Genomic DNA, 16,655 nt, shown 5'->3' with positions numbered 1-16,655 from the left:
AAATAAATCATATTTCCGTCGCGATTTTTACTATACGTGCATCGCCCACTGTATCAAGCGATCCTTTCGGGTGCCTCCAGCCCGAAGGTTTATGCATGCCGACCGTCACGTCACGACTTGTCCTTTATTTCCCGGGTTTCGATCCGCTTGATGCCGTTGCCCATCGTCTGCGTTATCAGCGTGCCGCCGCGCTGGCAGGAAAAACATGGGCCGTCGATTATGCAGTGGGGCCGCTGGAGAACAGGCCGGGCGGCGAAACATTTACCGTGGAATCCTCGTCAGGCGATTGGCGGACGCGTTCGGACATCATCGTCTATGATCATAATGCCGTCATCTCACAATTGCGGAATGCGCCGGTCTGGCGGCAGATCTGGCAGGGCTTCAAGGCGGGAGCGGGCATTATCGGTGAGGGGGGCGCGGCGCGCTACTTCCGCCATGCATGGCGTTTTGGGCTGTTCTTTATTTTTCCGTTCCTGCTGATGCTTGCCGGTGGCGTGCTTGCGGCGGTGATTGGCCTGTCGCCTTGGCTTTTCGCCTTACCGCTGTGGCTGCTGGTGGCCAGCCTTCCGGCTGCGGCCCTGTTTTTCACCAAGGCTTTCCTGCCGTTTGCCGAGCGCTTTCACACCCTGCATCTTTATGCGGACTGGCGGTTCGCACTCGCAGTCGGCCGCGACGAGCCGATTGCCCGAGGCTGGATCGAAGAGAAGGCAGCGCTTGTTCTGACGGCGCTGGAGCAGTCTTCGGATGAGGTTCTGGTGGTCTCGCACAGCATGGGCGCCAGCTTGGCCCTCGCGGTCATCGGCCGCGTGCTGGAGCTGAAGCCGGAGGCACTGGATGGACGGAAGTTGTCTTTCGCAACGCTGGGTGGGGCGGCCCTGCAATGCGCGTTTCTGTCGAGCGCCGTGCGGCTTCGTCAGAGCATTGGTGTCATCGCACGTCACCCTGAGGTGACATGGTTCGATGTCCAGTGTCTCACAGATCCGATCCATCTATATCGTTGCAACACGGTGGCGCTGACCGGTCATGGCGATGCGCCGCAACCGAAAATCGTGTCGATCCGCTTCAAGCATTCGCTTTCACCGGAGCGTTACAAGAAGAACAAGCGGAATTTCCTCAGAATGCACCGGCAATATGTTCTCGGGCCTGATCGCAGGTCCGGTTACGACTTTACCCTGCTGACGGCCGGGCCTCTACCAGCTGCCTCATTTGCCGATCTCGAGTCACAAACGCCGCCTGCTCTTTAGAGGTTTCGATAACGTCGAATATGAAAAGGCCCGCGTGGGACTATCACGCGGGCCTTTCTTTATTCTGCAGCCGTCAGGTCTTTCAGCTGATGGGACAGAGACCGGTGATCTCAGTCATCATTCGGGCGCCGAGGTCTGCAGAGCAAGGGCATGCAGGACGCCGCCCATATTGCCCTTCAGCGCGTCATAGACCATCTGGTGCTGCTGCACGCGGGTCTTGCCCTTGAATGCATCTGCCACGACTTCCGCCGCGTAATGATCGCCATCACCGGCCAGATCGCGGATCGTGACCTTTGCCCCGGGAATTCCCGCCTTAATCATGTCTTCAATGTCGCCGGGTTTCATGGGCATGGTGTTTCTCCTTAATTCATTCTGCGGCGACTAGAGTTTCGCCATCCATGAACTGAGGGAACCACGATTCATAGGCCGAGTGCAATTCTTTAATCTCGACGGCGCGCGCCGTGCCCAGCTTTACGGTGGAACCACCGGTGACGCCGATGTTGGCGCAGGAAACGCCGGCTGCCTTGGCAGCACCCAGTACCTTGTCGAGATCGGTTTTCTTCACGGTGAGCACGTAACGACCCTGATCTTCGCCATAGAAGGTGAGGACCGGGTTGTGGCCTTCGACAGCGTCGATCGTTGCGCCGATTCCGGAGGAAATCGCCATTTCGGCAACCGCGAGCGCCAGACCTCCCGAGGAGCAATCGTGAACGGCGGTGGCGAGGCCATCCGTGATGATGCCACGCACGAAATCGCCGTTCTTCTTTTCGGCGGCTAGATCGACATGCGGGGCAGGGCCGTCGATACGGCCATGGATATCACGCATGTACACCGACTGCGCGATGTGGGTGCCGAGGCCGGCAGGAGCGCCGACAAGCAGCACCGCTTCGTCAGCGGCGGCGAAGCGAATGCGCGCCATGCGGCCCCAATCCTTCAGCAAGCCGACGCCGCCAATGGTGGGGGTGGGCAGGATCGCCTGACCGTTGGTCTCGTTGTAGAGCGAGACGTTGCCGGAAACGATCGGGAATTCCAGCACGCGGCAGGCTTCGCCGATGCCCTTGATGGCATGAACCAGCTGGCTCATGATTTCAGGCTTTTCCGGGTTGCCGAAATTCAGGTTGTCGGTGGCCGCGAGCGGCAGGGCGCCGGTTGCGGTAATGTTGCGCCAGCATTCGGCCACGGCCTGCTTGCCGCCTTCGAAGGGGTCGGCCTCGACGTAACGCGGGGTGACGTCGGAGGAGAAGGCTAGCGCCTTCTTGTCATGGCCTTCGACGCGAACCACACCGGCGTCGCCGCCCGGCAGCTGCAGGGAATTGCCCTGGATCAGCGTGTCATACTGCTCGTAGACCCAGCGGCGCGAGGAATTGTTGGCCGAACCGACGAGCGATACCAGCGCGTCGGCGATATCGGCAGCGGGAACGTCGTTTTCCGCAAGCGGGGTGGGCACCTTCGCGGGTGTCCACGGGCGGTCATATTCGGGAGCCTGATCGCCCAGTTCCTTGATCGGCAGGTTGGCAACTTCCTCGCCGTTGTGAATGACGCGGAAGCGCAGGTCGTCGGTGGTCTTGCCGACGATGGCGAAGTCCAAGCCCCACTTCACGAAGATCGCCTTGGCGACTTCTTCCTTGGAGGGCTCGAGAACCATGAGCATGCGCTCCTGGCTTTCGGACAGCATCATTTCATAGGCCGTCATGCGCTCTTCACGCACCGGCACGGCGTTGAGGTCAAGCTCGATGCCGAGGTCGCCCTTGGCGCCCATTTCGACGGCCGAGCAGGTGAGGCCGGCGGCACCCATGTCCTGAATGGCGATGACCGCGCCGGTCTTCATCAGCTCAAGGCAGGCTTCCAGCAGGCACTTTTCGGTGAAGGGGTCGCCGACCTGAACGGTGGGGCGCTTTTCTTCGATGGATTCATCGAATTCGGCAGAGGCCATGGTCGCGCCGCCAACGCCATCGCGGCCGGTCTTTGCGCCGAGATAAACCACTGGGAGTCCGACGCCCTTGGCTTCCGAAAGGAAGATCGCGTCGGACTTGGCAAGACCGGCGGCAAAGGCGTTAACGAGGATGTTGCCGTTATAACGCGGATCGAATTCCACTTCGCCGCCAACCGTTGGCACGCCGAAGGAGTTGCCGTAGCCGCCAACACCGGCAACGACACCGGCCACGAGATGGCGGGTCTTCGGGTGGTCGGGCGCGCCGAAACGCAGGGCGTTCATGGCGGCAATCGGGCGCGCGCCCATGGTGAAGACGTCACGCAGGATACCGCCGACGCCGGTCGCCGCACCCTGATAGGGCTCGATATAGGAGGGGTGGTTATGGCTCTCCATCTTGAAGACGACGCAATCGCCATCGTCGATATCCACAACGCCGGCATTTTCACCGGGGCCCTGGATGACGCGTGGTCCCTTGGTGGGCAGGGTCTTCAGCCACTTCTTGGACGACTTGTAGGAGCAGTGCTCGTTCCACATGGCCGAGAAGATGCCGAGCTCGGTAAAGCTGGGCTCCCGTCCGATCAGGTCGAGGATACGCTGGTATTCGTCGGGCTTCAGCCCGTGGGATGCAACGAGTTCCGGGGTGATCTTGATGGAGTTTGGAATCGACATAGGTCTCACGCGGTTCGAGCCGAGGGAAGTTTCCGGTTCTTTAGCGCAAGAGGCTCAAAGGTGCGACAGGAAAATGCGCGGTTTTACCCGCAAAACGCTGCTTTCTTGGCTTCTTCAGAACCTGTAGCCGACCATGAGGCCGACGCGGGTCAGTCCGTCATTGGGTCCATCGCACAGATTGGCATGTGATGCATGCTCGATCTGGGTGGAAATATTCCAGTTATTATCGAAACGATAGCCGATCGCCGCATATTCGTGGAAAAGCACCCGGCAGCCGAATTCCGCACCGGTTTCGCCGGCACTGTTTCTCAGCTTGCCATCGTGCCAGAGGCCGCCAAAACCGAAATCGAGAAAGATCTTCGGGTTGAGATCGAAGGTCCAGTTGACGCCGCCGTAAATGGTATTCGCCGAGCCCTCAGTGCCGATCTCGCCACCGATATGCAGCCGTGGGCGGGAGAGTTTTTGGCCGAGCGTTACCGCAGATGCACTGGCGAAGGGATCAAAATAGGCGGTGAAGGCCGGGAAGACGCCATCCTCACCGCCATTGTCGTGATTGGAGATTGAGGTGGTTGCGCCGAAGCGCAATTCGTCGAAGACGGTGCCTTCCGCAGCCGTGGCGGGCATGGTGCCGATCAAGACACATGCCGCAAGAAGGATCGCCAGCGCGAAACACGCCCTCACACCTGCGGAACCGAATGCTGCCATCGAATCATTCCCCACCTCGAATTGCGGAAAGGATGGCAGGTTTGTCGGTTTGGTAAATGATAAGTTACTGAATTAGGCCGGGTGTTGCAGGAAAGACTCTCCGCCCTCTAGGCAACGCTTTCGTAACCGGCCGAGCCGTTGTCGAGCAGGTGGCGCAGGATGCCGAGGGCATGGGTCAACTCTTGCTGGTTCGATGGACCAGAAAGGCTGACACGCACCCGATGGAAAACCTTGTCGGTGCGGCCGGCCTTGAACTCATCCTCGTCATCTATCAGCACGCCTTCTTTCATCGCCGCGTTTCGGAACGTGCCGGAAAGCCAGGGTTCGGGCAGTCTCAGCCACAGGAAGGCGATGTCGGGCAGCGAATTGAAATCCAGTCCGGCGAAGGCCCGCCGGGCAATCGCTTCCCGCTGGTTGATCTCGGCTATACAGTCCTTGCGAATGTCGTCGGCGTCACCGCTGTTGACGAGGCGGGCATTCACTTCGGCCAGCATGAAGGGCAGACCGCCTGTCAGCATCGAGTGGGAAATGCGGATGCGCGACGAATATTGCGCCGGGCAGGCGACCCAGCCGCCACGAACGCCAGCGGCAACGGATTTAGACAGGCCGCCGACGACGAAGGTAATGTCGGGCGCAAATTCAGCAATCAGCGGGATCGCCTCACGCGTCATCGCGCCATAAAGATTGTCCTCTACCACCCAGACACCATACCGGCGGGCAATATCGGCTATCGCACGGCGACGCTCTTCTGGCAGCGTGGCGCAGGTCGGGTTCTGGCCGGCGGACATCAGGAAGATCATCTTGGGATGCTGCTGGGCGCAGACGCGCTCGAAATCGTCAGGGACAATGCCCTTGTCATCCGCTTCAACCAGCGTCACCCGCCGTCCGGCAAGTGTGGCGCTGCGGCTGATATGGGAATAGGTCACGGGTTCGAAGACGATACGGTCTCCCGGGGCGGTCATGGCCGTCACCACACTCATCACCGCCGCATGGGCGCCAAGCGTCGAGACGATGTTTTCCGGTTTTGGCGACCAGCCGTTCTGGGAAAGCCAGCGAGCGCCCGCCATGCACCAGTTGTCAGGAAAGGAACGGGCGTAATTGGTGACGTCGTAAGCATGTTCGCGGGCGACAGCCTCGATATGTCTGGCGATCAGCACACTCTGGCCGACATCGGGTGCCGCCGTGGTGTTGAGCCGGAATTCGGCGCTGCTATCGACAGCGTGGCGTGTGCTGCCGAAGGCTGCCGCCACCGTCTCCATGGGCGCTGAGGGGGCCGGGGTCTTGCGCTCATTGACATAGGTGCCGCGGCCGACCTCGCCGCTGACCAGGCCGCGCTCGTGGATAAGCGCGTAGGCCCGGCTGATTGTACCTATTGTCACGCCGAGGTCATAAGCGAGGTTGCGCTGCGGCGGCAATTTCGAGCCCGCCTGCAGGGTGCCATCGGAAATTGCACCCTCGATACTGTCGGCGAGGCGCAGATATATCGGGCCATCGCCCACAGCGAGATCAGGAAGCCAATTTGTCATGGTGACAATTTATGCATTGTATCTCTTCGCAAGTCAATTGTATTTATTGTCTGCATTCAATGAAGACAAACGCACGGAGACAATAGGTGCAATATGCGCAAGATGGATCAATACCTTTCGACAGCGGATACGCTCTATCCTGATGGTTACGAACGGGAACGCGTGTTCCGCGATGCCGGCGACATGGTCGCACCGGCGCCTTTTCCGGCCAAGATCGCCAGCACGCCAATTGGTCGCCTGATTGCGGGCATGTTCAACTGGCACCGGAAGCGGCAGGGACGGCTCGCTTTGCGGGAACTGTCTGATGATCTTCTGGAAGATATCGGCGTAACGCGCGATGAAGCCCTGAAGGAAGCGGCGAAATCCCAGCTTTTTTCATGGCCAACACGGCCGCTTTAATTTTTTGCCGGAGAGCGGCGCCTTCTTTCCCCGGCGCCATCAAGCCGTGCGGCAGCCCGCCACGCCATTCCCAACCGGCGTTGGCGGGTTTTTTTATTTACGTCCCTTAGAGCAGCTTCGGCAAATTGATAAACGGTACGTGGCAAGAGCTTCTTGTGCCGGCGTCTGCCTTTTGCCGAGCGTTCCCCTTCTCATTCCTGTGACAAGCACAGGAATGAGGAACGCGGATACGTCTCGCCCGATATGCAGGGCTAGAATACTACGATGAGATCAGCAGCCGTTGCCGCCATTCGCCCAGCGCTTGACGTCGGTTGCGATGCGGCTGGAAATGGCCTCGTTCATCACCGGGCCAAAAGCGTCGAGCTTTGCCGGGTTGCCTTCAGCCTGAACGACCAGCATGGGCCGCGATTCCGGACTGTTGCGCGGCACGAGCAGGATGCGCGGACGGCCTGAGAAGGAATTGAGTTCAGGAGCCAGACGATAGGCCTTGAAAGCCGCATCCCCCGATTTGAACCAGCAGGCATTCGCGCCGAGCGCTATCCGTTCCATTGTGGGGAGAGCGGCGCGGGAGACCGAGGCTGTCGGCTGTGGTTTCGGCTGACAAGCAGCGAGGGTCGCCGCAGCTAGAAACAATCCGGTCGCCTTGAGGGTATTCGATCGACGGGCAAAAGACATCAGGTCATCCAGAAGAGAGGGCCAAAACGACGCCGTCAGCCGGCATCAAAAAAGGCGGGCTCAAAGCCCGCCCGTCTGTCAGGCTGCGATGACGCCAAGCGCCGAAGCGAAGAGGCCGCGGCCGTCATTGCCGCCATGGGCGGCTTCGATCAGGTTTTCCGGATGCGGCATCATGCCGAGAACGTTGCCCTTGGCATTGATGACGCCGGCAATGTCGTTCAGCGAGCCGTTCGGGTTGGTGCCTTCGGCATAACGGAACACGACCTGGCCGTTGCCCTCGACCGATTTCAACTCATCCGCATCGAGGAAGTAGTTGCCATCGTGATGGGCGACGGGGCAACGCAGGATCTGGCCCTTGTCGTAAGCACGGGTGAAATCGGTGTCGTTATTGGCGACTTCGAGCTTCACTTCGCGGCAGACGAATTTCAGCGAGGCGTTGCGCATCAGGGCGCCCGGCAGCATGCCGGCTTCGACCAGAATCTGGAAGCCGTTGCAGACGCCGAGAACCTTCACGCCCTTTTCCGCCTTCTCGCGGATGGCCTGCATGACAGGCATGCGGGCGGCAATCGCGCCGCAGCGCAGATAGTCGCCATAAGAGAAGCCGCCGGGAATGACGATCAGATCGACATCGGGAATATCCGTCTCCGTCTGCCAGATGGTGACAGGCGCCTGACCGGAAATTTTCGTCAGAGCCGCGATCATGTCGCGGTCGCGGTTGAGGCCGGGAAGTTGGACGACAGCGGATTTCATGGACGGCGGCTCCTGGAGCTTAGAGAATGGCGATGGCGTAGTTTTCGATGACCGTGTTGGCCAAGAGCTTTTCGCACATTGCCTTCAGATCGGTTTCGGCCTTCGCCTTGTCGGCGCCTTCCAGTTCCAGATCGAAAACCTTGCCCTGACGGACATGGCCGACGCCACCAAAACCGAGGCTGCCAAGCGCGCCTTCGATTGCCTTGCCCTGCGGATCGAGAACGCCGTTCTTCAGCGTAACAGTCACCCGTGCCTTGATCACCTGATCTTCTCCTGATTTTACCCTACGAGGCCAATATTATTTCACGAGCCGATATTACTTTACCAGAACAGGACCGGTGCCGCGGATCGGTTCGTTTTCATTGATGATGCCGAGACGGCGCGCCACTTCGGAATAAGCTTCCAGAAGACCGCCCAGATCGCGTCGGAAGAGGTCCTTGTCCATCTTCTTCTGGGTCTCGATGTCCCAGAGACGGCAGCTATCGGGCGAGATCTCGTCGGCGAGGATGATGCGCATCATATCGCCTTCGAAGAGGCGGCCACATTCGATCTTGAAATCGACGAGCTGAATGCCGACGCCGAGGAACAGGCCGGAGAGGAAGTCGTTGACGCGGATGGCGAGCGCCATGATGTCGTCAAGCTCGGCGGGGTTGGCCCAGCCGAAAGCCGTGATGTGCTCTTCGGAGACCATCGGGTCTTCGAGCTCATCCGACTTGTAATAAAACTCGATGATCGAGCGTGGCAGCACCACGCCTTCCTCGATACCGAGGCGCTTGGAAAGCGAGCCGGCGGCGACATTGCGCACGACGACCTCGAGCGGGATCATCTCCACTTCCTTGATCAGCTGCTCGCGCATGTTGAGGCGGCGGATGAAGTGGGTGGGAATGCCGATCTTGTTCAGATGCGTGAAGACGTATTCGCAGATACGGTTGTTCAGCACGCCCTTGCCGTCGATGACTTCATGCTTCTTCTTGTTGAAGGCGGTCGCATCGTCCTTGAAGAACTGGATAAGCGTGCCTGGCTCCGGACCCTCGTAAAGGATCTTGGCCTTGCCTTCGTAAATACGGCGGCGACGGTTCATAATTGCAGGTCTCTTGGTTGACGCCGATTCTGGTGGCGTTGCGTTTGGTCTTTGAAGCGGTCCCATAAAGGAAAAGAGTGCATTCTACAATGCGGCTGGCATATTTCCCTTCAATTCTTGTGACAGGGCCGCCGAACTGTTTCATCCGCAAAACCGGGCCGCGGCAGGGGCGGGGGCGATGCGGATTTCAGTTGGCGGCTCTCGTCATGGCTCGACGCCTTTGAGGCGGCTCAGGAATTGCGCGAAGACCATGCCGCCCTCCGGCCACGGGCCGTGCCCGGACTCGGCATTGATGTGGCCGGACATGCCGGCATCGATCAAAAGCGAACCCCAGGCAGCAGCGATGTCGTCGGCGTGTTCATAGGAGCCGAAGGGATCGTTGCGGCTGGCGATGGTGATCGCCGGAAAGGGCAGCGGATCGCGCGGGTAAGGCCCGAAGGTCATGAGATGCTTCGGCCTGATTTCGGGATTGGCGACATCAGGCGGCGCAACGAGAAGCGCGCCGGATACCTTCTTGCCGATTTCAGGCAATGCGTGGATCACCGTTGGAACGCCAAGCGAATGGGCAACGAGGACGACGGGCCTGGTGGAGGCGTTGACCTCCTCTACCAGCCTGGCGACCCAATCTTCCTTCACCGGTTTCGACCATTCCGCCTGCTCGACACGGCGGGCGGTGGAGAGCTTGCGCTCCCAGCGGCTCTGCCAGTGGTCCGGGCCGGAACTGGTATAACCGGGGACGATCAGGATATCTGCTTCTGAAACTTTCATGCGCCATATCTGTGTTGTGATGCCGCCGCGATCAAGGTCGCGGCGGCATTAACGTCAAGCTCTCGGGTTCAGCTCAAGTCTCAGGCGTTGCCGAAGACGCGGGCGAAGATCGTATCGACATGCTTGGTGTGGTAACCGAGGTCGAATTTTTCGCGGATGACCTCTTCGGGGAGCGCAGCGCGCACTTCCTCGTCGCCCAGCAGTTCCTCAAGGAAGTCCGCACCCTGTTCCCAGACCTTCATGGCATTGCGCTGGACCAGACGATAGGCGTCTTCGCGCGATACGCCAGCCTGCGTCAGCGCCAGGAGAACGCGCTGCGAATGCACGAGACCACGGAACTTGTTCATGTTCTTCAGCATGTTGTCCGGGTAGATCACCAGCTTTTCGATGACGCCTGCCAGACGGTTCAATGCGAAGTCCAGAGTGACTGTCGTGTCGGGGCCGATGGCGCGCTCCACGGAGGAGTGGCTGATGTCGCGCTCGTGCCAGAGGGCAACGTTTTCCATGGCCGGGACGACCGACATGCGCACCAGACGGGCGAGGCCGGTGAGGTTTTCAGTGAGAACCGGGTTACGCTTGTGCGGCATGGCCGACGAGCCCTTCTGGCCGGGAGAGAAGAACTCTTCCGCTTCCAGAACTTCGGTGCGCTGCATGTGGCGGATTTCGATGGCGACGTTTTCAATCGACGAGGCGATGACGCCAAGGGTGGCGAAGAACATGGCGTGACGGTCACGCGGGATGACCTGCGTGGAAACCGGCTCGGGGATGAGTCCGAGCTTTTCGCAGACATGTTCCTCGACGCGGGGGTCGATATTGGCGAAGGTGCCGACAGCGCCGGAGATTGCGCCGGTGGCGATTTCCGCACGGGCATTCACAAGGCGCTCACGGTTGCGGTGCATCTCGGCGTAGAAGCGGGCGAAGGTGAGGCCCATCGTCGTCGGTTCGGCATGGATGCCGTGGCTACGGCCGATGCGCACCGTGTTCTTGTGTTCGAAGGCCCGGGTCTTGAGAGCCGCGAGCACCCGGTCCATGTCGGCGAGCAGCAGATCGGCGGCGCGCACGAGCTGGATGTTGAGCGTGGTATCGAGCACGTCCGACGAGGTCATGCCCTGATGCACGAAGCGGCTGTCGGGACCGACGAATTCTGCGAGATGGGTGAGGAAGGCGATGACATCATGCTTGGTGACGGCCTCGATCTCATCAATGCGGGCGACGTCGAAGGTGGCGCTGCCGCCCTTTTCCCAGATGGTCTGGGCTGCTGACTTCGGGATGACGCCGAGCTCGGCCAGCGCGTCACAGGCATGCGCCTCGATCTCGAACCAGATGCGGAATTTTGTTTCCGGCGACCAGATGGCGACCATTTCCGGCCGGGAGTAACGAGGGATCATGGCAATGACTTTCTTAGTAGAGGAAATTTGCTGCCCGTTTAGCAAAGTGTTCCGCTAATCTCAATCTATCAAGCTGCATGCCTACGCCGCTTGCGGTGCACGCCGGCAGAGCATTGCCCCTGCGGGCACGAGCGGAAGTGCGGCGAAGGGAAAATAAAGACCAAGCCCCAGAACGACGAACTGGTAGATTGCACCGAGCGACGTGAAAAGCTGCTGAAAAAACCAGATGCGGGAAAAGGTTGGCGCATGCCATTGCGCATAAAAGATGCGGTACTCGAACGCGAACAATGCTGCCGCCACGGCGAGCGTGAAGAAAGCGATTGCGAGACATGCTGTCGCAAGACGCAATTGTTGGGATTTTAAGGCAGGGAGAACGCGCAATGCTGCCAGCGCCAGCAGCCAGCCGAAAAATCCGCCCGTGAAGAAAAGCGTGATGATATCGGCGACGTGATCGGTTTCCAGCCTGTTACGGGCATAGAGGCCGATGGCGGCTGACGCCGCTGAACAAACGCTCCAGCCAAGCGCGCCAAGCAGAATGAACAATGCTGGAAGAGCCCTGTCGCGGAAATTCCGCCTGCCGCTTTCCATGACATTCCCCCCGACGCCTCGTTGTGCCGCATCCGGCTTTCCGCATTCGGCGGTGACGGATTACACCCGTCCGGCTTCCGCGGCCGTGCGCAGGAGGGCGATCGTCTTGCGATAATCCTCCACGCCATCGCCTTTGAAGACTGCGGAGCCCGCTACCAGTGCATTGGCGCCGGCGGCGATGATATCGCCTGCGGTCTGCGCCGTTACGCCGCCATCCACTTCCAGTTCGATCGGCCGCTGACCGATCATCGCCTTGGCTGCGCGGATCTTGTCGAGCATGGCGGGAATGAATTTCTGGCCGCCGAAGCCGGGATTGACGCTCATGATCAGCACGAGGTCGACATCATCGAGCACGTTTTCGATAACGGAAAGCGGCGTTGCCGGGTTGAGCGTGACGCCAGCCTTCAGGCCCAGTCCGCGAATGGTCTGGAGAGAGCGGTGCAGGTGGGGGCCGGCCTCCGCATGCACCGTGATGCTGTCACAGCCGGCCTTGGCAAAGGCTTCGAGATAGGGATCGACGGGGGCGATCATCAAATGGCAATCGAAGAAGGCATTGCTGTGCGGCCGAAGCGCCTTGATGACATCAGGCCCGAAGGAAATGTTCGGCACGAAATGCCCGTCCATGACATCGAGATGAATCCAGTCCGCGCCGGCCTCGGTGACATCGGCGACTTCCTGTCCGAGCTTGGCGAAATTGGAAGCCAGGATCGACGGTGCTATCCGGATGGGCAGGGACATGGGCAAACTCCTCTCGACGCGTTGCGTAAGTTTGCCTTTAACATCATGCATCGGGGTTTGAAACGGTCAGCGGTGAGGTTGCTGATGGTTTTCCGCTGCCGCTCCGCGAATTTGTCCCGGTGCTGGCTGCAGCTACTGCCTTTCGGCTTTGTCCGCCGGTTCGAAGCGCTGGCCGTTCCAGCGCTGCAGGCGGTAGGGATTGTCCGAAAGCTCATGCGACGGGTTGAATGCGAGATCGCCAATCACGGTTTTGAAGGCCGTGCCGGACGCCAGTATCTCCGGCGCCGGTTTCGACTGCGCCTGGGCCGCTTCCGCCAGCGCCGCCGTCAGTTCGGTGGCGGCATAGGCTGGAAGGACGTAACCTTCGGGTTCGATGCCTGCGGCGCGCAGTTCGCCGGCAGCCCCCTGCGCCGAAGGCAGTGTGTCATAGGCCGGGCGCGTGATGGCCATCACGTTCGCAGCCAGTGCGAGGGGGGTGTTGGCGGCGTTCAGCGTATCGCCGCCCAGAATGGTGAGCGGAAAATTCTCTGAAGCGGCGTCCCGTGCCACGACGGCGATATCGTTTCGTTCCGCGCCGATGAAGACATGGGTAATGCCGGTGCGCGCCAGCCGGCGCACAAGCGCCACCTGCTGTTCCTGATTGGGTCGCATCGTATCGGCAAAGGTGGGCTTCAGCCCGTTTTCCTCCAGCGTAGAGCGGATACGGTCGACCAATTCGCGGCTGTAGATCGTGCCGTCATCCACGAGCCCGATCGGGTGGCCTTTCCAGTCGCGAAGAATGACTTCCGCAGCCCTTGCCGATTCGGCCCGATCCGATGGGGCGAGGCGAAAAAGCGGCCAGCCATATTTCAGCGCGTCCTCCATCAGGATGGGTGCGCGGCTGGAAAGCGTGATGGCCGGAATGGCCGCGGCCTTGAGCGGCGGCAGAACGTCCTGAAGCGTTTCCGTGCACAGGAAGCCGATCGCGGCGCTGACTTTCGCCGCCACGAGGCCATCGGCAATCGCGCCGCCACTGCCGTCTTCGCAGCTCTCGTGAATCTCCACGACATCCAGGCCGAGTTTTGCGGCTGCCGCCTTGGCGCCCTGCCGGACCTGTTGCCCGAGAAGCTCGTAGGGGCCGCTCTGCGGGGCAACGATCCCGATCGATGCCGCGCTTGCTGAACCCGCAAAGGCAAAACCGGCGATGATCGTTAGCAGGCGAAGTGAAAGCATGACGTGATCGAAATCCTGTTGTCCCGATCTGATGTTTATCGGCACCAATCGGTTTTCCAAAGGAAAAATCGCCGGTCGTCCATCATAATCGCACGCTGGCGCCTGGACTGCGGCAGCTTGGCTTCGATGTCGGGCGATCCGAATGCCGAGATGGACGCGGCATCTTATGGTTGTTGCCGTCGGCCGATAATGGTGCCTCGCGGCCATACCGCAGCGCTGCTCTTTTTCGCCCCGCTATCTTCTTTCTGTACCGCTTTACTGAAGAAGTATTTCATAAATCCGCCACGTGCCGTTTTACTTCATAAAACTATTACAAGTGGCGCGTATAAGCACACTCCAGCGAAGGCCTTGTTGCTGATTATGCCTTTTGCAGTGCACGTTATAAATCTGCACATTTTATTTTCATATCTGTAATTTATTGATATCTAAGTTTAATATAGAAACCTTCTAATTCCCCACCTCTTTTTCGCCATGTTTTTTTCGCATTTGCGAGAAGATTTGCTTGACGGAAAGTAAATGATTAGCTTAGATGGAATTGTTTCAGGGGACGACTGAAATTGGCTGTAAAAAGCCTCGGAAAGTGTTCCGATTATAAGCACTGCCAGACTATATTCGCTTCTATATTCTATTTTTTTTATTACGTATAAACCGCTTCAGGAAACTGGGGCGGTTTTTTACATAGCTCTAATTTAAGCAATTTAAAATTGAATTCGGAGAACTTTACGCAAAGCCATTCTCTCGCGATAAGCGTTCCAGGAAAGAAATGGCGTGGATTAAGTGTGCCGTTGTCCGAAATTCTGGCTTCGACCCAATCTGATCCGCCGTTTTCGATTGTGAAAATTCCGCATCCGACGTCATTATTCGACGCCCGGGGCTGCCCCAGCATTATTTCAGAGCGGCCAGAGCGTCCTTTGCAAAGGCGGAGATCGGCTGAGGAAGTTTGTCGAGATCGAACCAGTCAATGGCGGAGAGCTTATCCGGCTCCGTAAGCGAAGGTTGACCCGTTGTGTCGCGGGTGACGAAGATCAGGGAGACCCAGTGATGGCGGTCTACTGCGTCGATAAATTCGCTATGGCAGAGAAATTCGACGTGGCCGATCGTCAGCCCGGTCTCTTCCTCGGCTTCGCGCCGCGCCGCGGCTAGCGACGTTTCGAGATGATCGACTTTGCCGCCAGGGATGCTCCAATACCCGGCTTCCGGCGCTTTCATGCGCCGGCATAAAAGGAGGCGGCCTTCACGCAATATGACAAGGCCCACGCCGACGCCCGGAAAATCGAGGCCCGGCTTGATGGTCGACGTCATCGTGTCCATTGCTGTGGTCAGGCCTTGGCGTTGGCCACGATCAGCATGAAGGCGGGAATGTCATCGCCGAAGCCAACCGGTGTCGGGCCATCGTCATGGTCGCGATAGTGGCGGCGACGGTCGCGGTTGTCGTCATTGGCGTGCAGCGGATTGCGACTGTTGCGGTCGGAATTGCGCGGGGCCTTTTCCTGCTTGCGTTCTGCTTTCACCTTGTCGTCTCCATGAGCCGCGATATCTGCGTCCGCAGCGGATTGTGCGCCCTGATTGATGTTTTCGACCGGTGCGGCGTCCCGGCGGTTACGGTCGCGGCCTCTGCCGCCCCGTTCCTTGCCCCGACGGCCGGAATTGCTTTCAAAGCTTTCCATCGGCGCGGGGAGGGTGGAGAGATCACCGTTCAGCCACTCTATCTTTTCGCCGATCAGCTTTTCGATGGCGTCGAGATATTTGGTGTCGCTTCTGGTGACGATGGTGAAAGCCTTGCCCGAGCGGCCGGCACGGCCGGTGCGGCCGATGCGGTGAACATAGTCTTCCGAATGAATGGGAATATCGAAGTTGAAGACGTGGCTGACATCGGGGATATCAAGCCCGCGTGCGGCGACGTCCGAGGCGACGAGCAGCTTCAGATTGCCGTCCTTGAAGTTCTGCAGCATCGTCGTGCGCGAACGCTGGTCCATGTCGCCATGCAGCGCGCCGACGGAAAAGCCGTGGCGGTCGAGCGAACGGAAAAGATCGGCCACATCCTTCTTGCGGTTGCAGAAGATGATGGCGTTCTTGAGTTCAGCCTCTTCGGCGCGGACGAGATCGCGCAGGACGGCGCGCTTTTCGTAGTCCTTGTTATGGGCGGCGACGATGCGCTGGGCAACGGTCTTTGCAGTAGAGGAGGGCTTGGCGACCTCGACACGGACGGGGTTCTGCAGGAAGCGATCAGCCAGCTTCTGTATTTCCGGCGGCATGGTGGCCGAGAAGAACAGCGTCTGGCGGGTGAAGGGGATCATCTTGGCGATGCGCTCGATGTCGGGAATGAAGCCCATGTCGAGCATGCGGTCGGCTTCGTCGATGACAAGGATTTCCACGCCGGTCATCAGCAGCTTGCCGCGTTCGCAATGGTCAAGAAGGCGGCCAGGGGTGCAGATCAGCACATCGGCGCCACGTTCCAGCTTGCGGTCCTGGTCTTCGAAGGAAACACCGCCGATCAGGAGGGCGACGTTCAGCTTGTGATTCTTGCCGTATTTCTCGAAGTTCTCCGCCACCTGTGCCGCAAGCTCGCGCGTCGGCTCGAGGATCAGCGTGCGCGGCATTCTGGCGCGTGCGCGGCCCTTCTCAAGCAGGGTCAGCATCGGCAGAACGAATGACGCGGTTTTGCCCGTGCCGGTCTGTGCGATACCGCAGATATCACGCTTTTCCAGCGCCGGCGGAATGGCGCCAGCCTGAATGGGTGTCGGCGTCGTGTAGCCGGCATCTGCAATAGCGGAAAGAACTTTTTGGCTCAGGCCAAGATCAGAGAATGTTGTCAAAGGAAGAACTTTTTCCGTTCTGGTTCGGTAAGAACACCTGCGTGCCGCGACGGCACTTGCAAAGACTTGGCGCGGGGATATGCCCAAATTGCCGGAAAGTCAAGGAAACAACGGGAAAAGCGCGTTAAACGTGCCGCTCGCGGCTGGGCTTTTAAGCCTCAGG

The 16,655-nt window shown here is 59.4% G+C and carries 17 protein-coding genes; 2 read left to right on the top strand and 15 right to left on the bottom strand.

The window, feature by feature from the left end:
- Nucleotides 1–95: 95 nt before the first annotated feature.
- Nucleotides 96–1,244: a hypothetical protein gene (locus tag HQN82_RS07220; protein ID WP_112766788.1), complete on the top strand. Its 1,149-nt coding sequence runs from the start codon at nucleotides 96–98 to the stop codon at nucleotides 1,242–1,244.
- 117 nt (nucleotides 1,245–1,361) lie between these two features.
- Here HQN82_RS07220 and HQN82_RS07215 read toward each other — a convergent pair whose 3' ends face one another.
- The 4 genes from HQN82_RS07215 to HQN82_RS07200 all read right to left on the bottom strand — a co-directional run bounded on the left by HQN82_RS07215 (nucleotide 1,362) and on the right by HQN82_RS07200 (nucleotide 6,077).
- Nucleotides 1,362–1,595 carry a BolA family protein gene (locus HQN82_RS07215; RefSeq protein WP_003516012.1) on the bottom strand — a complete coding sequence of 78 codons (234 nt, stop codon included), beginning with the start codon at nucleotides 1,593–1,595 and terminating at the stop codon, nucleotides 1,362–1,364.
- Between the two features lie 16 nt (nucleotides 1,596–1,611).
- Nucleotides 1,612–3,846, bottom strand: coding sequence for a phosphoribosylformylglycinamidine synthase subunit PurL (gene purL, locus HQN82_RS07210; protein ID WP_112766787.1), 2,235 nt, complete (start codon nucleotides 3,844–3,846; stop codon nucleotides 1,612–1,614).
- Nucleotides 3,847–3,960: 114 nt separating this feature from the next.
- On the bottom strand, nucleotides 3,961–4,551 hold the full coding sequence (locus HQN82_RS07205) for an acyloxyacyl hydrolase (protein WP_112766786.1): 591 nt from the start codon (nucleotides 4,549–4,551) through the stop codon (nucleotides 3,961–3,963).
- Nucleotides 4,552–4,658: 107 nt separating this feature from the next.
- Nucleotides 4,659–6,077 carry an aminotransferase-like domain-containing protein gene (locus tag HQN82_RS07200; protein ID WP_112766785.1) on the bottom strand — a complete coding sequence of 473 codons (1,419 nt, stop codon included), beginning with the start codon at nucleotides 6,075–6,077 and terminating at the stop codon, nucleotides 4,659–4,661.
- A gap of 93 nt (nucleotides 6,078–6,170) precedes the next feature.
- On the opposite strand from HQN82_RS07200, the gene HQN82_RS07195 reads away from it, so the two are divergent.
- Entirely contained in the window at nucleotides 6,171–6,476 is a 306-nt protein-coding gene (locus HQN82_RS07195) for a DUF1127 domain-containing protein (RefSeq protein ID WP_004442436.1), read from the top strand.
- 270 nt (nucleotides 6,477–6,746) lie between these two features.
- Here the strand turns inward: HQN82_RS07195 and HQN82_RS07190 are convergent, their stop codons facing one another.
- The 11 genes from HQN82_RS07190 to HQN82_RS07140 all read right to left on the bottom strand — a co-directional run bounded on the left by HQN82_RS07190 (nucleotide 6,747) and on the right by HQN82_RS07140 (nucleotide 16,492).
- Nucleotides 6,747–7,151 (bottom strand): hypothetical protein, encoded by a 405-nt coding sequence (locus HQN82_RS07190; protein ID WP_112766784.1) that lies wholly within the window; start codon nucleotides 7,149–7,151, stop codon nucleotides 6,747–6,749.
- A 78-nt stretch (nucleotides 7,152–7,229) separates the two neighbouring features.
- Nucleotides 7,230–7,901 (bottom strand): phosphoribosylformylglycinamidine synthase subunit PurQ, encoded by a 672-nt coding sequence (purQ, locus tag HQN82_RS07185; protein WP_004442432.1) that lies wholly within the window; start codon nucleotides 7,899–7,901, stop codon nucleotides 7,230–7,232.
- Nucleotides 7,902–7,920: 19 nt separating this feature from the next.
- Entirely contained in the window at nucleotides 7,921–8,163 is a 243-nt protein-coding gene (gene purS / locus HQN82_RS07180; RefSeq protein ID WP_003507918.1) for a phosphoribosylformylglycinamidine synthase subunit PurS, read from the bottom strand.
- Nucleotides 8,164–8,217: 54 nt separating this feature from the next.
- Entirely contained in the window at nucleotides 8,218–8,982 is a 765-nt protein-coding gene (purC, locus tag HQN82_RS07175; RefSeq protein WP_004442430.1) for a phosphoribosylaminoimidazolesuccinocarboxamide synthase, read from the bottom strand.
- A 204-nt stretch (nucleotides 8,983–9,186) separates the two neighbouring features.
- Nucleotides 9,187–9,750, bottom strand: a complete 564-nt coding sequence (locus HQN82_RS07170) for an alpha/beta hydrolase (protein WP_173614715.1) — start codon at nucleotides 9,748–9,750, stop codon at nucleotides 9,187–9,189.
- An 80-nt stretch (nucleotides 9,751–9,830) separates the two neighbouring features.
- Nucleotides 9,831–11,138 carry an adenylosuccinate lyase gene (gene purB, locus HQN82_RS07165; RefSeq protein WP_004442427.1) on the bottom strand — a complete coding sequence of 436 codons (1,308 nt, stop codon included), beginning with the start codon at nucleotides 11,136–11,138 and terminating at the stop codon, nucleotides 9,831–9,833.
- Between the two features lie 81 nt (nucleotides 11,139–11,219).
- Entirely contained in the window at nucleotides 11,220–11,726 is a 507-nt protein-coding gene (locus HQN82_RS07160; RefSeq protein WP_022556482.1) for a hypothetical protein, read from the bottom strand.
- 60 nt (nucleotides 11,727–11,786) lie between these two features.
- Nucleotides 11,787–12,464: a ribulose-phosphate 3-epimerase gene (rpe, locus tag HQN82_RS07155; RefSeq protein ID WP_112766783.1), complete on the bottom strand. Its 678-nt coding sequence runs from the start codon at nucleotides 12,462–12,464 to the stop codon at nucleotides 11,787–11,789.
- Nucleotides 12,465–12,596: 132 nt separating this feature from the next.
- A complete protein-coding gene (locus tag HQN82_RS07150; RefSeq protein ID WP_207587126.1) occupies nucleotides 12,597–13,724 on the bottom strand; it encodes an ABC transporter substrate-binding protein in 1,128 nt (375 codons plus the stop codon).
- A gap of 837 nt (nucleotides 13,725–14,561) precedes the next feature.
- Nucleotides 14,562–14,987 (bottom strand): NUDIX domain-containing protein, encoded by a 426-nt coding sequence (locus HQN82_RS07145; protein WP_112766781.1) that lies wholly within the window; start codon nucleotides 14,985–14,987, stop codon nucleotides 14,562–14,564.
- An 8-nt stretch (nucleotides 14,988–14,995) separates the two neighbouring features.
- Nucleotides 14,996–16,492 carry a DEAD/DEAH box helicase gene (locus HQN82_RS07140; protein WP_006698787.1) on the bottom strand — a complete coding sequence of 499 codons (1,497 nt, stop codon included), beginning with the start codon at nucleotides 16,490–16,492 and terminating at the stop codon, nucleotides 14,996–14,998.
- Between the last annotated feature and the right edge of the window lie 163 nt (nucleotides 16,493–16,655).

It is taken from the genome of Agrobacterium pusense, assembly GCF_013285525.1.
GTDB lineage: Bacteria > Pseudomonadota > Alphaproteobacteria > Rhizobiales > Rhizobiaceae > Agrobacterium > Agrobacterium pusense.
This window is presented reverse-complemented; position numbering and strand designations above follow the sequence as displayed.

What these genes read in the sequence shown, in the direction of transcription:
- HQN82_RS07220 (WP_112766788.1), top strand. Translation starts at nt 96, where the DNA reads ATGCCGACCGTCACGTCACGACTTGTCCTTTATTTCCCGGGTTTCGAT.
- HQN82_RS07215 (WP_003516012.1), bottom strand. Translation starts at nt 1,595, where the DNA reads ATGCCCATGAAACCCGGCGACATTGAAGACATGATTAAGGCGGGAATT.
- purL (WP_112766787.1), bottom strand. Translation starts at nt 3,846, where the DNA reads ATGTCGATTCCAAACTCCATCAAGATCACCCCGGAACTCGTTGCATCC.
- HQN82_RS07205 (WP_112766786.1), bottom strand. Translation starts at nt 4,551, where the DNA reads ATGGCAGCATTCGGTTCCGCAGGTGTGAGGGCGTGTTTCGCGCTGGCG.
- HQN82_RS07200 (WP_112766785.1), bottom strand. Translation starts at nt 6,077, where the DNA reads ATGACAAATTGGCTTCCTGATCTCGCTGTGGGCGATGGCCCGATATAT.
- HQN82_RS07195 (WP_004442436.1), top strand. Translation starts at nt 6,171, where the DNA reads ATGCGCAAGATGGATCAATACCTTTCGACAGCGGATACGCTCTATCCT.
- HQN82_RS07190 (WP_112766784.1), bottom strand. Translation starts at nt 7,151, where the DNA reads ATGTCTTTTGCCCGTCGATCGAATACCCTCAAGGCGACCGGATTGTTT.
- purQ (WP_004442432.1), bottom strand. Translation starts at nt 7,901, where the DNA reads ATGAAATCCGCTGTCGTCCAACTTCCCGGCCTCAACCGCGACCGCGAC.
- purC (WP_004442430.1), bottom strand. Translation starts at nt 8,982, where the DNA reads ATGAACCGTCGCCGCCGTATTTACGAAGGCAAGGCCAAGATCCTTTAC.
- HQN82_RS07170 (WP_173614715.1), bottom strand. Translation starts at nt 9,750, where the DNA reads ATGAAAGTTTCAGAAGCAGATATCCTGATCGTCCCCGGTTATACCAGT.
- purB (WP_004442427.1), bottom strand. Translation starts at nt 11,138, where the DNA reads ATGATCCCTCGTTACTCCCGGCCGGAAATGGTCGCCATCTGGTCGCCG.
- HQN82_RS07160 (WP_022556482.1), bottom strand. Translation starts at nt 11,726, where the DNA reads ATGGAAAGCGGCAGGCGGAATTTCCGCGACAGGGCTCTTCCAGCATTG.
- rpe (WP_112766783.1), bottom strand. Translation starts at nt 12,464, where the DNA reads ATGTCCCTGCCCATCCGGATAGCACCGTCGATCCTGGCTTCCAATTTC.
- HQN82_RS07145 (WP_112766781.1), bottom strand. Translation starts at nt 14,987, where the DNA reads ATGGACACGATGACGTCGACCATCAAGCCGGGCCTCGATTTTCCGGGC.